Source organism: Microbacterium sp. SLBN-146, assembly GCF_006715145.1.
Lineage (GTDB): Bacteria > Actinomycetota > Actinomycetes > Actinomycetales > Microbacteriaceae > Microbacterium.
The window spans coordinates 727,432-741,712 of record NZ_VFMR01000001.1 but is presented as its reverse complement, the minus strand read 5'-3'; the positions used below and the strand labels follow the sequence as shown (position 1 = coordinate 741,712).

The following is a 14,281-nucleotide window of genomic DNA, read 5'->3' as shown; positions in this document are numbered from 1 at the left end:
CGCGTGTCGATTGCGTCCCCGCGTCCCGCGGCCGTCGAGGCGTCCGGGTGGGGCTGGCGGCACGCCTCGCGCGAGGCATGGGCCGTGCGCGACGTGTCGTTCCGGATCGCGCCGGGCGAGCGGGTGCTCCTGCTCGGGGCGTCCGGCTCGGGGAAGTCGACGCTCCTCCACGGACTCGCGGGCGTGCTCGGCGGCGACGAGGAGGGCGAGTCCGAGGGGGAACTCCTCGTGGACGGCGCCGTCGCGGCATCCCGTCGGGGGCTGTCGGGTCTCGTGCTGCAGGATCCCGACTCGCAGGTCATCCTCGCTCGCGTCGGAGACGACGTCGCCTTCGGATGCGAGAACCTCGGCGTCCCGCGCGAGGAGATCTGGCCCCGCGTGGGAGAGGCCCTCGACCGCGTCGGCCTCGATGTGCCCCTCGATCGCCCGACCAAGGCGCTCTCGGGCGGACAGAAGCAGCGGCTCGCGCTCGCCGGCGCGATCGCGATGCGCCCGGGACTCGTGCTGCTCGACGAGCCCACCGCCAACCTCGACCCCGACGGCGTCGCGGAGGTGCGTGCGGCCGTCGCGGCGATGCTCGATGCGTACGGCACGACCCTCGTCGTCGTCGAGCACCGCGTCGAGGTGTGGCTCCCTCTCGTGACACGCGTCATCGTGCTCGGAGAGGGCGGTGTCCTCGCCGACGGCTCTCCCGACGCCGTGCTGCGGTATCGGGGCGCCGAGCTCGCGGCGGGCGGCGTGTGGGTCCCGGGGGTTCCGCCGCGGCATCCGTCACCACCGTCGTCACCGCCGGGGGCGACCCTCCTCTCCACACGCGATCTCGCCGTCGCGCGCGTCAAGGGCTCACCCGTCGCGGCGGGGATCGATCTCGACGTGCGGGCCGGAGCCGCCCTCGCGCTCACGGGACCGAACGGTGCGGGCAAGTCGACGCTCGGGCTCGCCCTCGCGGGGCTCGCAGCCCCCGCCGGCGGCACGATCGAGGCGAGTGAGGAGCTGGCCGCGGGAGCCGGACACACACCCATCCGCTGGACGTCGCGGCAGCTCCTGACGCGCATCGGCACGGTCTTCCAAGACCCCGAGCATCAGCTGCTCGGGCGAACGGTGCGCGGTGAGCTCGAGGTCGGACCCCGTGCCCTGGGTCTCGACGAGCCCGAGATCGAGCGCCGGGTCGACGAGCTCCTCGTGCGGCTGCGCTTGGACAGGCTCGCGCGCGCCAACCCGTACACGCTCTCCGGGGGTGAGAAGCGGCGCTTGACGGTCGCGGCCGCCCTCGCGACGGCGCCGCGCGTCCTCGTCCTCGACGAACCGACGTTCGGGCAGGACGCGCGCACGTGGGCGGAGCTCGTCGCGATCCTCGCGCGCCTCCGCGACGACGGGTCGGCGATCGTCGCGATCACGCACGACCGCGATGTCGTGACAGCCTTGCACGCCGACGAGTTCCGGATGCCGGGGGCCGGGACGTGACCCTCCTCGACGCGACCGCGCGCACCGGTGCCGTGGCGCGGATCAACCCCGTCGCGAAGCTCGGCGCGAGCGCGCTCATCGCGATCCCGCTCGTCTTCACGCTCGACTGGGTGTCCGCTGCCGTCGCCCTTCTGCTGGAGTGCCTGCTGCTGCCGTTCGCCGGCTTGCGGTGGCGGGAGTTCTGGGTGCGGACGTGGCCCGTCTGGCTCGCCGCTCCCCTGACGGCGCTCACGATCGCGCTCTACGGTCAGTCGAGCGGCACGGTCTACGTCGAGTGGTTCGTCGTGCGGATCAGCGAGGGCTCTCTCGAGCTCGCCGTCGCGACGCTGTTGCGGGTCCTCGCGATCGCGCTCCCCTCGGTCGTCCTCTTCGTCACGGTCGACCCGACCGACCTCGCCGATGGGCTCGGCCAGATCCTGCGTCTGCCCGCGCGCTTCGTCCTCGGCGCGCTCGCGGGGCTCCGCATGATCGGGCTGTTCCTCGACGATTGGCGGGCGCTGGAGCTCGCCCGGCGCGCTCGCGGCGTCGCCGACCGGGGGCGCCTCCGCCGCTTCCTCGGTATGGCGTTCGCGCTGCTCGTCCTCTCGATCCGTCGCGGAGCCAAGCTCGCCACGGCGATGGAAGCACGCGGGTTCGGCGCTCCCGTCGCTCGCACGTGGGCGCGCGAATCGCGCTTCGGGGCGCGGGAGTGGGCTCTGATCGCGATCGGAGCGGGCATCGCGGGCCTCGCCGTCGCGGCATCCGTCGTCGCCGGAACCTGGAACTTCATCCTCGGCCCGTCCTGACGGCGGGTCGCCACGGCGGACGGCTCACGCGGCTGGGGCGTGGTCCGTCCCGCGGGGCGTGGGTTGTGCGGCGGGGCGTGGTTCGTCGGGTGGGGCGTGGTTCGTCCCGGTGGGGCGTGGTTCGTCCCGTGGGGCGCACATGTCGCGCCCCACGGGCGCGGAGTGCGCCCCGCGCGGGTGGAGTGCGCCCCGCGGGGGTGGAGTGCGCCCCGGCCAGGCCGGCGGCTCGCGCGCTTGGGGCGTGGTACGTCCTACGGGGCGCGGTTCGTCCCGTGGGGCGCATCTGTCGCGCCCCGCGCAGGTGCAGTGCGCCCCGCGCAGTCGAATCGCGCCCCGAGCGGGCGGAGTGGGGCCTACGCAGGCGGAGCCCCCCCAGCCAGGCCGACGACGCGCGCAGTTGGGGCGCGGTTTGGCCTGCGGGGCGCGGTTCGTCCCGTGGGGCGCACATGTCGCGCCCCAGCCAGGCGGAGTGCGCCCCGCGCAGACGGAGTGCGCCCCAGCCAGGGGAGCGGCCCCAGCCAGGGGAGCGGCCCCGCGCAGGCGAGTCGCGCCCTAAGCGGGCGGAGTGCGCCCCAGCCGGGCGGACGGCTCGCGCGCTTGGGGCGTGGTTCGTGCTGCGGGGCGTGGTTTGTCCCGTGTGGCGCACATGTCGCGCCCCGCTCAGGTGGAGTGCGCCCCGCGCAGGCGGAGTGCGCCGCAGCCAGGCGGGCGGCCCTGCGCAGACAAGTCGCGCCCCACGGGGGCGGAGTGCGCCCCAGCCAGCCAGGGGCAGCGCCCCAGGCAGGCGAGCCGCGCCCCACGCGGGCGGTCCCGCGCTCGCGCTCGGACGGCGCTCGCGGCAGACTGAAGTCCGCACGCGACCGGATGCGGACATCCATAGGTCATCGCGTGACACCCAGTCCCAGGTAAACTGGGATGCAATGCCACCGACGTCCGCGGTCGGCCCGCCTGTTCGAAGGAGAACGCATGGATCTGACGGATGCCTCGGCCCTCGTGACGGGCGGTGCGAGCGGGCTCGGCCTCGCCACGGCCCGTCGCCTCGCGGCAGCGGGTGCGACGGTCACGATCGTCGACCTTCCGACGTCGCCGGGCGAGGAGATCGCCGCAGAGCTCGGTGCCCGCTTCGCCCCCGCCGACGTCACCGACCCCGCGGAGGTCGCGGCGGCCGTCGAGACGGCGGCGTCCACCGGTCCGCTCCGTGTCGTCGTCAACTGCGCCGGCATCGCGCCACCCGCGAAGGTCCTCGACCGCGACGGGGCGCCGACACCCCTCGCACTCTTCGAGAAGGTCGTCCGCGTCAACCTCGTCGGCACCTACAACGTCATCGCCCAGGCCGCCGCCGCCATGGCCACGACCGATCCGACCCCCGACGGTGACCACGGCGTCATCGTCAACACGGCCTCCGTCGCCGCCTTCGACGGACAGATCGGTCAGCCCGCGTACGCTGCCAGCAAGGGCGGCGTCCACGCGATGACGCTCCCGATCGCGCGAGAACTCGCACGCCACGGCATCCGCGTCGTGACGGTCGCCCCCGGGATCATGGAGACGCCGATGCTCATGGGTCTCCCGCAGGCGGCGCAGGACTCCCTCGGTCAACAGGTCCCCTACCCCGCTCGCCTCGGCCGGCCCGACGAGTACGCGCGGCTCGTCATGTCGATCGTCGACAACGGCTATCTCAACGGCGAGACGATCCGTCTCGACGGAGCGATAAGGATGGCACCCAAGTGAGCGACACGATTCTCGTTGACATCGATGCGGGGCTCGCCCGCGTCACCTTCAACCGACCGGCGTTCCTCAACGCGATGGACTTCGATATGGGCGCGCGGTGGCGTGACGTCGCGCACGAGGTGACGAACGACCCGTCGGTGGGAGCGATTCTCCTGGATGCCGCGGGCCCCGCCTTCTGCGCGGGAGGCGACGTCGTCGCGATGGCGACGTCGGGCGCGGCAGGACCGCAGGTGACCGAGGCGGCGCACGTCATCCACGACGGCATCCGCACGCTCGTCGAGTCGGACACGCCCATCGTCGCCGCCGTACAGGGTGCCGTCGCCGGCGGTGGTCTCGGCCTCATGCTGACGGCCGACTACGTCGTGGCATCCGGATCGGCGAAGTTCGTCAGCAAGTACGCCAACATCGGCCTCACTCCCGACCTCGGCGTCTCGACGCTGCTCCCCGCCGCGGTCGGGCAGCGCCGCGCGCTCCAGCTCCTCCTGCAGGACCTCACGATCGACGCCGAGACCGCGCTCGACTGGGGGCTGGTGACCGAGGTCGCCGCCGACCCCGGCGTGCGTGCGCTCGAGATCGCGCGCTCCTGGCTCGACGGAGCGACGGCCGCGTTCGGCCAGGCCAAGCGCCTCGTGCGGACAGGAGCGCACCGCTCCTTCGCCGAGAACCTGGACGACGAGGCCGCCACGATCGGCGCGGCGTTCGATACGGAAGCCTCGCGCGCGAGGATCGCGGCCTTCGCGGCATCCGCCCGGAAGCGGGCCACCCCCGATGCCTGACCAGCCCCCACCCCCCTCCTCGCCGAGACCCCGGGTTCTCGCCGAGCCACCCCGTCGTGCGCGCGCATTTACGGGGTGTCTCGTCGATATCGCGGGGTGTCGACACTGACTGCGGACCAGGAGACCCAGAGATGACAACGCAGAGCCTCGCAGGAAAGACCATCCTCATGTCGGGCGGGAGTCGCGGCATCGGGCTCGCGATCGCCCTCCGCGCGGCGCGTGACGGGGCGAACATCGCCCTGCTGGCGAAGACCGACACGCCCCACCCCAAGCTCGAGGGGACCGTGCACTCGGCCGCCGAGCAGATCCGCGAAGCGGGCGGCAACGCCCTCCCGATCGTCGGCGACGTGCGCAACGACGACGACGTCACGGGGGCCGTGCTCACGACGCAAGGCGAGTTCGGCGGCATCGACATCGTCGTGAACAACGCGTCCGTCATCGACCTGTCGCGGTCGCTCGACCTGCCCGCGAAGAAGTACGACCTCATGCAGGACGTCAACGTGCGCGGCACTTTCATGCTCTCGCGCGCCGCGGCGCCCATCCTGAAGGATGCCGAGAACCCGCACATCCTGTCGCTGTCACCGCCGCTCAACCTCGACCCGAAGTGGCTCGGTGCCCACACGGGATACACGCTCGCGAAGTACGGCATGACGATGGCGACACTCGGCATGGCGGCGGAGTTCGGACGCTTCGGGATCGCGGCCAACACGCTGTGGCCCGCGACGACGATCGCGACGGCGGCCGTGCAGTTCGCGCTCGGCGGTGACGCCATGATGAAGGCCAGCCGTACGCCCGAGATCTACGCCGATGCCGCGTACGAGGTCTTCCTGCAGTCGTCCCGCGACTACACGGGACGCTCGCTCATCGTCGAGGACGTGCTGACGGATGCCGGTGTCACCGACTTCGCGCGGTACGCCGCCGTCCCCGGCACGCCCAACGCCGAGCTCTTCCCCGACATCTTCCTGTAGCCCGGCGACGGGTTCCCCGAGACCGGGGGTGTCGCCGAGACCGGGGTGCGTGCCGTCCTGCTTCGGCGAGATTCCCGGTCTCCGTGACGGATGCCGCTGTGCACTGCGACATGCCCGACGTGATGCGCGCGGGCCGGCCCAGGCGCCGAGACCGGGGGTTTCGCCGAGACCGGGGTGCGTACCGTCCTGCTTCGGCGAGGTCCCCGGGCTCGCCGAGACGTCCGCGCCGCCCGAAGGAACCGTCAGCGCGGCGTCAGCAGGCCGAGGTGGCGGAACGCGTTCCAGACGCCGTCCTCGGCGATGCTCGTCGTGACGTGGTCCGCCATCGCCTTGAGCTCGGGCAGGGCGTTGCCCATCGCGACGCTCGTGCCGCACACCTCGAACATCTCGACGTCGTTCCAGCTGTCGCCGATCCCGATCGCTTCGGCGGCATCCACCCCCAGGTGATCCAGGACGAGTGCGATCGCCGAGCCCTTGTTGGTGCCGCGCAGGCAGATCTCGCCGTTCGATCCGCCGGGGAGCGGGATGCTGCCGGGCACGACGTGGAACTCGTCGCCGAGGTCGCTCGCGAGCGTCTCGAGCCCGTCGCCCTCGAGGCTCACGAACACCGACTTGGCGATCTCATCGGCCGGCGCAGCGGCGACGTCGCGGTACGTGCGGTTCGCGAGACCCGCGAGGGAGTCCTCCGCCCGGACGACGCCGTCGGCGGCATCCTTCTCCTGCAACTCGCGCACGTGCGCACGGACGAGTGCCGTCATCCCCGCGCTCGCGAACACCTCGTCGTCGGTCTGCAGGAAGTAGTGGGTTCCGTGGCGCTCGAACGCCGACACCATGCGGTCGACGGATGCCGCGGGCATGAGCCGCGACACCACCGTCTCGCCGTCGATCTCAGCCGTCACGCCGCCGTTCGTGATGCCGCCGTCGAACCCGATCTCGACGACCGACGGGTGGATGTCACCGCGAGCGCGCCCCGTGCACAGGAGCACGCGGTGCCCGTTCGCGCGCGCCGCGCGGATCGCGACGACCGTCGAGGGAGCCACGCCGGCACCATGCTCGAGGATCGTTCCGTCGACGTCGATGAACACGGTGCGCGGTGCGGAACTCATGGCTCCATTGTCGCGGTGCGCGTCAGGCCTTCGCGCCCCCGGTGACCGCGAGAAGTCCGCCCAGCCCGATCATCATGCCGCCGCCGGTGGCGGTCAGCGCCTCGATGCGTCGCGGTGACCGCGCGAACCAGGTCCGCGCCGCCGCGGCAGCGATGACCCACACCGAATCGCAGAGGAGCGCGATGACGGCGAAGACGACGCCGAGCTCGAGCATCTGGAAGGCGACGGCGCCGGCGCTCAGGTCGACGAACTGCGGAAGGACCGCGACGAAGAACGCGATGGTCTTCGGGTTGGTGATGCCGACGACGAACCCCTGCCAGAGCTGGCGCCCGTGCGATCGGGGAAGGGCGGCCGGATCGATCGCGGCCGAGGCGGCGCGCTTCCGGTGCCGGATCGCCTGGACGCCGAGGTACACGAGATACAGGGCGCCGACGATCTTGAGCGCCGTGAACAGGGGAACCGATCGCGCCACGATGCCGCCGACGCCGAGGGCGACGAGACCCACGATGGGGATGAGGGCGAGCGTGACCCCCGCGACGCTCAGAAACCCTCCCACGCGACCGAGCGCGAGCGTGCGCCCGACCGAGAACAGGACGGCCGGGCCGGGAATCGCGATCAGCACGAGCGCCGCGAGCGTGAACGCGAGCAGGTTGTCGGGGGGCACCACGTCGTCGACGTCCTCTCGGGCGATCCGCGCCGCAGCTACGGGATCGTCGCGGCATCACCTGAACAGTAGTGCGTCGCTCAGCTCCTCGCGGCGGGACCGAGAACCGGGATCGACGAACCGTGATCGATGAGCCCATGCCGGACGAGGGCATTCCAGACGCCGTCCTCCTCGCATGACGTCGTGACGTCATCGGCCCGCGAGATCACGTGCGCGGGTGCGTCGCCCATCGCGATCCCGAGACCCGCGACCTCGAGCATCTCGAGGTCGTTGACGCTGTCGCCGATCGCGATGGAGTCGGCGATGTCGAGCCCGAGGACCTCGACGAGCCACGTGATCGCGGTGCCCTTGTTCATGCCGACCAGGCTCACTTCGCCACCCGCCTCGCCGAGATACGGGATCGTCCCCGTGATGACGTGGAAGTGGTCGCCGAGCCCGTCGCGCACGGTCGCGAACGTGCCGGGGTCGGTTCCGAAGAACGTCGCCTTCGCGATGCCGGTCATCGGCGCCGGCCCGCGATAGGCCATCGTGTCGGCGAGCCGCTCGCCGCGCTCGCGACGGTCGTCGCTCTCGGCGAACAGCGGTGCCAGGCGTGCGAGCAGCCCAGGGCTCGGATAGGCCGACTCGTAGGCCTGCAGCGTGTATTCGATCCCGTGGCGCTGGAAGAACTCCACGATGCCGACGACGGATGCGTCGGGCATCGTCCGAGCCGCGAGCAGCTCTTCGCCGCGTTCGATGAATCCTCCGCCGGCAGACACGACGCCGTCGAAGCCGACGGCGGCGACGGCGGCCGGAATCTCGGCGCGGGAACGCCCCGTCGCCAGGTACACGAGGTGTCCCGCGGCACGCGCCTCCCGCACGGCGGCGACGGCCGACGGGGCGAGGTGCTGCCGATGATCGATGAGCGTTCCGTCGACGTCGAGGAAGACGATACGGGGGTGTGTCATGGGATGCTCCGCAGGCCCGGGATGCCGCGCACCCCGGGCCGAGTCGTCTCCGGTCAGGCGGTCAGGTTCGCTCCGTTGGTTCGGATCACCTCGGCGTACCAGTCGAACGACTTCTTCTTGTAGCGCGCGAGGGTTCCGCTTCCGTCGTCGTTGCGGTCGACGTAGATGAAGCCGTACCTCTTGCTGAGCTGCGCGGTGGAGGCGCTCACGATGTCGATGCAGCCCCACGACGTGTAGCCGAGCACCTCGACGCCGTCGAGGATCGCTTCCCCGACCTGCACGAGGTGATCGTTGAGGTAGGCGATGCGGTAGTCGTCGACGACCGTCTTGACGCCATCCACCTCGACGAGCTCATCCTTCGCGCCGAGACCGTTCTCGACGATGAACAGCGGCTTCTGCCAGCGGTCCCAGAACTGATTGAGGACGAGCCGCAGACCCGTGGGATCGATCGCCCATCCCCATTCGCTCGTTTCCAGCGTGGGATTGGGAACGCCGCCCATGATGTTGCCCTCGCCGCCGGAGCGCTCGGGCGACGCCGTCTCGGCGATCGACATGTAGTAGCTGAAGGACACGAAGTCCACCGTGTGGCTGAGCACTTCGCGATCCTCATCCGTGATCTGCAGCTTGATGCCCTTCTCACGGAGCGTCCGCAGGAAGTAGCCCGGATAGACACCCCGCGTGTGCACGTCGCCGTAGACGAGGTTCGCGTGATCCGCCTCCATGACGGCGAGCGCGTCCGCGGGCGACGGGGTGAGCGGGTAGATCGGCATCGAGAGCACCATGCAGCCGATCTGCGCGTTCGGTGCGAGGTCGCGAGCGATCTTCGTCGCGAGGCCGGATGCAACGAGCTCGTGGTGCATCGCCTGGTAGAGGTCCTGCTCGGCGAGCTGCTCCTTCGGTGTGTTGATGCCGCCCGACATGAAGGGGGCATGCAGGAGCGAGTTGATCTCGTTGAACGTGAGCCAGTACTTCACGCGAGCGCCGTAGCGGGTGAACAGCACGCGGACGTAGCGCTCGTAGAAGCCGATGAGGTCGCGGCTGACCCAGCCGTCGTAGGTCTCGGCGAGGTGGAGGGGAGTCTCGTAGTGCGAGATCGTCACGAGCGGCTCGATGCCGTGCTTCTCGAGTTCGTCGAGGATGCGGTCGTAGAACGCGAGTCCTTCTTCGTTGGGCTCGTCTTCGTCGCCGCGCGGGAAGATCCTGCTCCACGCGATCGAGAAGCGATAGACCGTGAAGCCCATCTCGGCGAAGAGCGCGATGTCCTCGGCGTAGCGGTGGTAGAAGTCGATCGCTTCGAGCTTGAGGTTGTCGGGCGTGGGGGCAGGAGTGCGGGGCCCCGAGATGCCGCGCGGCATCACGTCCTGCACCGAGAGGCCCTTGCCGCCCGCGTCATACGCACCTTCGATCTGGTTGGCGGCGGTCGCGCCACCCCACAGGAAGCGGTCGGGGAAGGGGGTCGTGGGGGTTGTGTTCATGGTGTTCGTCTCTCTTCTGGAGGTCCGGGTGGGGTGGACCTGGTCGCACCCCACCCGGGTCATTCACTGCGCGACGGGGGCGGCTTCGATGGCACGGGCGAAGAACAGGGACTCGCCGTGGGCGATGGGGCCCGATGCCGCGCTGCCGACCTCGGGGAACTGGTCGGGGTTCGTCACGACGACGGGCGTCGTCAGGTCGTAGCCCGCCCGTTCGATCGCATCGCCGTCGAACTCGACGAGAAGGTCGCCCGCTCGGACCGTCTGGCCCGATGTCACCTTGAGATCGAAGTGCGTCCCGCCCAGCCGGACGGTGTCGATCCCGATGTGGATCAGCAGCTCGACCCCCTCGCCGCTGCGCAGACCGATCGCGTGGCCCGTGGGGAACGCGGCGACGACCGTCGCGTCGAAGGGTGCGTACACGGCTCCGGAGCGTGGGCGGATGGCGACGCCGTCGCCGAGCGAGCCGTCGGCGAAGGCGGCATCGCCGACCTCGCTGAGCGGCACGACCGTGCCGTCGAGCGGGCTCCGCACGTCGATGTCGCTCGCCTGCGCCGGGGCGGTGGCGTTCTGGGCGGGATCCTTGAAGCCGACGAGCACCACGAGGAGGAACGGGATCACGATCGAGGCGGCCAGTCCGACGGCGAGCATGATCATGTTGCCGTTCCCGAGGAGCGCGGGCAGTGCGAGTCCCGAGGGGACGACGAACGCCGTCGAGAAGATGCCGCCCATCGCCATGATCGCCCCGCCGACGACACCGCCGACGATGCCGAAGGCGAAGGGCCGCTTGAGCGGGAGGTTGATGCCGTAGATCGCCGGTTCCGTGATCCCCGCGAGGAACCCGGACAGGGTGGCGGGGGCGGCGAGGGAGCGCAGATCCTTGTTCCGTGTGCGCACCCACACGCCGGCGACGGCGGCGGCCTGCGCGAGCACGGCGGCGAAGACGGGCGCGATGAGGAGGATCTGTCCCGTGGTCTGGTACTCGAGGTTGAAGACCGGCACGAGACCCCAGTGCAGGCCGAAGATGACGAAGACCTGCCACAGGCCGCCCATGATGGCGCCGCCGAGCCACGGCACGGTCTCGAAGACCCAGCCGACCCCTGTTCCGACCCATCCGCTGAGGATGGCCGAGATGGGGCCCACGACGACGAAGACGAGGGGGACGCCGATGAGCACGACGATCATGGGCGTCACGAAGCGCCGGATCGCGCCCGGCAGCACGGCGTAGAGGAACTTCTCGGCGTAGCTCTGCAGCCACACGATGATGATGATCGGGATGACGCTGGAAACGTAGCTGACCATGGTGAACGGGATGCCGAAGAAGGTCAGGTCGGGGGCGCCGACGAGCCCCGTGATGGTCGGGTAGACGAGCGCCCCTGCGATCGCGAAGGACGTGAACTCGGATGCCTTGAAGTACCGCGCGGCCGTGATCGCGAGTGCGAGCGGGAGGAAGTTGATGAAGGCGTCCGACAGCGCGTTGAGGACGACGTAGGTCGTGGTCGCGGTGTCGATCCAGCCGAAGGTCGCCGCCGCGGCGAGGAACGCCTTGAGCAGACCGGTTCCCGCGAGCGCCCAGAGGAGCGGCGTGAAGACGGCGGCGATCATCTTGATGAACCGGTTGAAGAGGTTGCCCTTCGGGGCATCCTCGGCGGGAGTCGATTCACCGGATCCGCCGAACGACGAGATCCGGCCGATCGCGCTGTACACCTCGGGGACGTCGTTGCCGATGACGACCTGGTACTGACCGCCCGCCTGTGTCGTCGTGATGACGCCCGGGGTCGCGCGCAGCGCCGCGGCATCCGCTTTCGACTCGTCCTTCAGGACGAACCGCAGCCTCGTCGCGCAGTGCACGAGCGACTGCACGTTCTCTTCGCCGCCGACGCCCGCGAGGACGCCTTGAGCGGTTTTCGCGTAATCCGCCATCGTGATCCGCCTTCCTTTCGCCGCTTCCCTGCGGCCGCCTGGTGGGGTCGAAGTCGGTCTGCCACCGGTATCCGGGCAACAAAAAAACCTGAACTCGTTCACCGTCTTTCGACGATGTGAGTTCAGGTTTTGCCCGCAATCGCGGTAACAATCCAGAGACTTCGGCAGGGTCGGGACCCTGCGGCGATCACGGTAGCACGGTATCCGCGGCTGCGCCAGGAGGAATCTGCGAAGCGAGCCGTTCGACGTGGACGACGAGATAAAGCAGCTCCTCGTCCGTCAGCTCCGACCCCGTCGCTTCGCGGACGTAGGCCTTGACCTCCTCCGCGATCGCGTGCGAACGCGGGTAGGAGTGCCTCGCGAATTCGTAGAAGGACGTGTCCGAGCTGTGCAGCATCGAGCGGGTCACGAGGCGCTGCAAGAGGAACTGGACGTGCAGGATGAAGCGCGCGTAGTCGGGGCTGTCGACGTCGAGGCGGACGCCGATCGAGCGCTCGACCGTCGCGACGACGTGCTGCACGCGGCGGAAGAGCAGCGCGGCCGTGCCGTTCGGCTCGTCGCGGGTCGCATTGAGCACGTGCATGGTCAGGAAGACGGCCTCTTCGGGGGGAAGCTCCCGTCCCAGCGAAGCCCCGATGGAGGCGGTCATGTGCTGAGCGGCGGCGAACTCCTGCGGGTGCAGCACGCGCAGTTCGGGCATCGACGTCGAGGGGATGCGCAGGCCCTTGTCGAGCCGTTCGAGCAGGTATTGCACGTGGTCGAGAACGCCGATGCTCACGCGGCGACCGAGGTCTCGCGCGAGCATGCGCTCGGCCTCGTCGACGGCCCTCGTCACGGCCTCGACGACGGCGTAGGGAACATCGGTGAGCAGTTGCCGCTCACGCTCACCCTCGGCGCCATCGTCGAGGATGAACGTCTTCTCGACGCGGTCGGGATCGATCGTGTCGGTCGGCTTGAGCTGGAACCCGAGACCGCGGCCCATCAGGATCCGCTCGCGCCCCGAGTCGTCGATCGACACGACCACGTTGTTGTTGAGGACCCGGTGGACCACCGTGCCGCCTCGCGCGGCGCCTGGAGAAGCGGCCATGGACGGCAGTCTAGAACCTGCACCCGGCCCGCGCGCAGGGTGGGTCGGTACCCTGGTCAGCATGATCGAGTCCACTCCCGTGCGCGCCACGAAACCGCGTCAAGTGCGCCCGGCGACCGAGGGGTGGTCGCAGAAGAAGGATGCCGAGGGCCGGCCGCTCCTGCAGTTCGCCTCCCCCAAGCGCGGGAAGCCCCCCGTGCACCTCGCCGATCTGACGCCCGAGCAGCGCGTCGAGAAGGTGAAGGAACTGGGTCTGCCCGGCTTCCGTGCGAAGCAGCTCGAGAAGCACTACTTCACGCACTGGACCCACGACCCCGCCGACATGACCGACCTCCCCGCGGAGGGTCGCGAGGAGTTCGTGCACGGGATGCTCCCGCCGCTGCTGACCGAGGTCCGCCGCCTCGAGACCGACCGCGGCGACACGATCAAGTTCCTCTGGAAGCTCCACGACGGTGCGCTCGTCGAGTCGGTGCTCATGCGATACCCCGGGCGCATCACGCTGTGCGTCTCGTCGCAGGCCGGATGCGGCATGAACTGCCCCTTCTGCGCGACGGGACAGGCGGGTCTCACGCGCAACATGTCGGCTGCCGAGATCATCGAGCAGATCGTGCGCGCGAACCGCGTCATCGCCGAGGGTGCGCTCGGCGGCAAGAAGAGCGACGACCACTCCGCCGAGCGAGTGTCGAACATCGTCTTCATGGGAATGGGCGAACCTCTCGCCAACTACGCCCGCGTCATGCAGGCCGTCCGCGTCATGACCGACAAGACGCGCGGCCTCGGAATGAGCGCCCGCGGCATCACGGTCTCGACGGTCGGGCTCGTGCCGGCGATCCGCAAGCTCTCGAACGAGGACATCCCCGTCACGTTCGCGCTGTCGCTCCACGCCCCCGACGACGAGCTCCGCGACGAGCTGATCCCCGTCAACTCGCGGTGGAAAGTCGACGAAGCGCTCGACGCCGCCCGCGAGTACTTCGACAAGACCGGACGCCGCGTCTCGATCGAATACGCCCTGATCAAGGACATGAACGACCACGCCTGGCGCGCAGATCTGCTCGGCGACAAGCTCAACGAGCGCGGCCGTGGCTGGGTGCACGTCAACCCCATCCCCCTCAATCCGACCCCTGGCTCCATCTGGACGGCCTCGACCCGCGCTGCGCAGAACGAGTTCGTGCGTCGCCTCGAGGCCAAGGGCGTGCCCACGACGCTCCGCGACACCCGTGGCAAGGAGATCGACGGGGCGTGCGGCCAGCTCGTCGCGACGGAGGACGACGTCGCGGTCGCCGCGGCGACGCCACTGGAGGACTGACCGCCCGCGGCGGCGACGAGCGTCGACCCGCGGCATCCCGAACCGCGGCTAGCGT

12 protein-coding genes are annotated in these 14,281 nt (G+C 70.1%); 6 read left to right on the top strand and 6 right to left on the bottom strand.

From position 1 onward, the window contains the following. Positions 1–84: 84 nt before the first annotated feature. From FBY39_RS03095 to FBY39_RS03075, 5 genes are all read left to right on the top strand, one after another. Positions 85–1,464 (top strand): ABC transporter ATP-binding protein, encoded by a 1,380-nt coding sequence (locus tag FBY39_RS03095; protein WP_141933839.1) that lies wholly within the window; start codon positions 85–87, stop codon positions 1,462–1,464. Further along, positions 1,461–2,249: an energy-coupling factor transporter transmembrane protein EcfT gene (locus FBY39_RS03090; protein ID WP_141930197.1), complete on the top strand. Its 789-nt coding sequence runs from the start codon at positions 1,461–1,463 to the stop codon at positions 2,247–2,249. The genes FBY39_RS03095 and FBY39_RS03090 overlap by 4 nt, the downstream gene beginning before the upstream one ends. A 966-nt stretch (positions 2,250–3,215) precedes the next feature. Further along, complete coding sequence (locus FBY39_RS03085) at positions 3,216–3,977, top strand: SDR family NAD(P)-dependent oxidoreductase (RefSeq protein WP_141930196.1); 762 nt, start codon at positions 3,216–3,218, stop codon at positions 3,975–3,977. Continuing rightward, positions 3,974–4,753 carry an enoyl-CoA hydratase/isomerase family protein gene (locus FBY39_RS03080; RefSeq protein WP_141930195.1) on the top strand — a complete coding sequence of 260 codons (780 nt, stop codon included), beginning with the start codon at positions 3,974–3,976 and terminating at the stop codon, positions 4,751–4,753. Before FBY39_RS03085 ends, FBY39_RS03080 begins: the two co-directional genes overlap by 4 nt. A 131-nt stretch (positions 4,754–4,884) precedes the next feature. Further along, positions 4,885–5,721, top strand: a complete 837-nt coding sequence (locus tag FBY39_RS03075) for an NAD(P)-dependent oxidoreductase (protein ID WP_141930194.1) — start codon at positions 4,885–4,887, stop codon at positions 5,719–5,721. Between the two features lie 242 nt (positions 5,722–5,963). Here the strand turns inward: FBY39_RS03075 and FBY39_RS03070 are convergent, their stop codons facing one another. The 6 genes from FBY39_RS03070 to FBY39_RS03045 form a co-directional block, all read right to left on the bottom strand. After that, complete coding sequence (locus FBY39_RS03070; RefSeq protein WP_141930193.1) at positions 5,964–6,827, bottom strand: Cof-type HAD-IIB family hydrolase; 864 nt, start codon at positions 6,825–6,827, stop codon at positions 5,964–5,966. A gap of 22 nt (positions 6,828–6,849) precedes the next feature. After that, on the bottom strand, positions 6,850–7,494 hold the full coding sequence (locus FBY39_RS03065) for a LysE family translocator (protein WP_141930192.1): 645 nt from the start codon (positions 7,492–7,494) through the stop codon (positions 6,850–6,852). Between the two features lie 77 nt (positions 7,495–7,571). Next, positions 7,572–8,438: a Cof-type HAD-IIB family hydrolase gene (locus tag FBY39_RS03060; RefSeq protein WP_141930191.1), complete on the bottom strand. Its 867-nt coding sequence runs from the start codon at positions 8,436–8,438 to the stop codon at positions 7,572–7,574. Positions 8,439–8,491: 53 nt separating this feature from the next. Continuing rightward, positions 8,492–9,913 (bottom strand): glycoside hydrolase family 1 protein, encoded by a 1,422-nt coding sequence (locus tag FBY39_RS03055; RefSeq protein ID WP_141930190.1) that lies wholly within the window; start codon positions 9,911–9,913, stop codon positions 8,492–8,494. Between the two features lie 63 nt (positions 9,914–9,976). Further along, positions 9,977–11,833: a beta-glucoside-specific PTS transporter subunit IIABC gene (locus FBY39_RS03050; protein ID WP_141930189.1), complete on the bottom strand. Its 1,857-nt coding sequence runs from the start codon at positions 11,831–11,833 to the stop codon at positions 9,977–9,979. A gap of 187 nt (positions 11,834–12,020) precedes the next feature. After that, on the bottom strand, positions 12,021–12,920 hold the full coding sequence (locus FBY39_RS03045) for a PRD domain-containing protein (protein ID WP_141930188.1): 900 nt from the start codon (positions 12,918–12,920) through the stop codon (positions 12,021–12,023). A 61-nt stretch (positions 12,921–12,981) separates the two neighbouring features. Here FBY39_RS03045 and rlmN point away from each other — a divergent pair, with 61 nt between their 5' ends. After that, positions 12,982–14,226 (top strand): 23S rRNA (adenine(2503)-C(2))-methyltransferase RlmN, encoded by a 1,245-nt coding sequence (gene rlmN / locus FBY39_RS03040; protein WP_141930187.1) that lies wholly within the window; start codon positions 12,982–12,984, stop codon positions 14,224–14,226. The last annotated feature ends 55 nt before the right edge of the window (positions 14,227–14,281 follow it).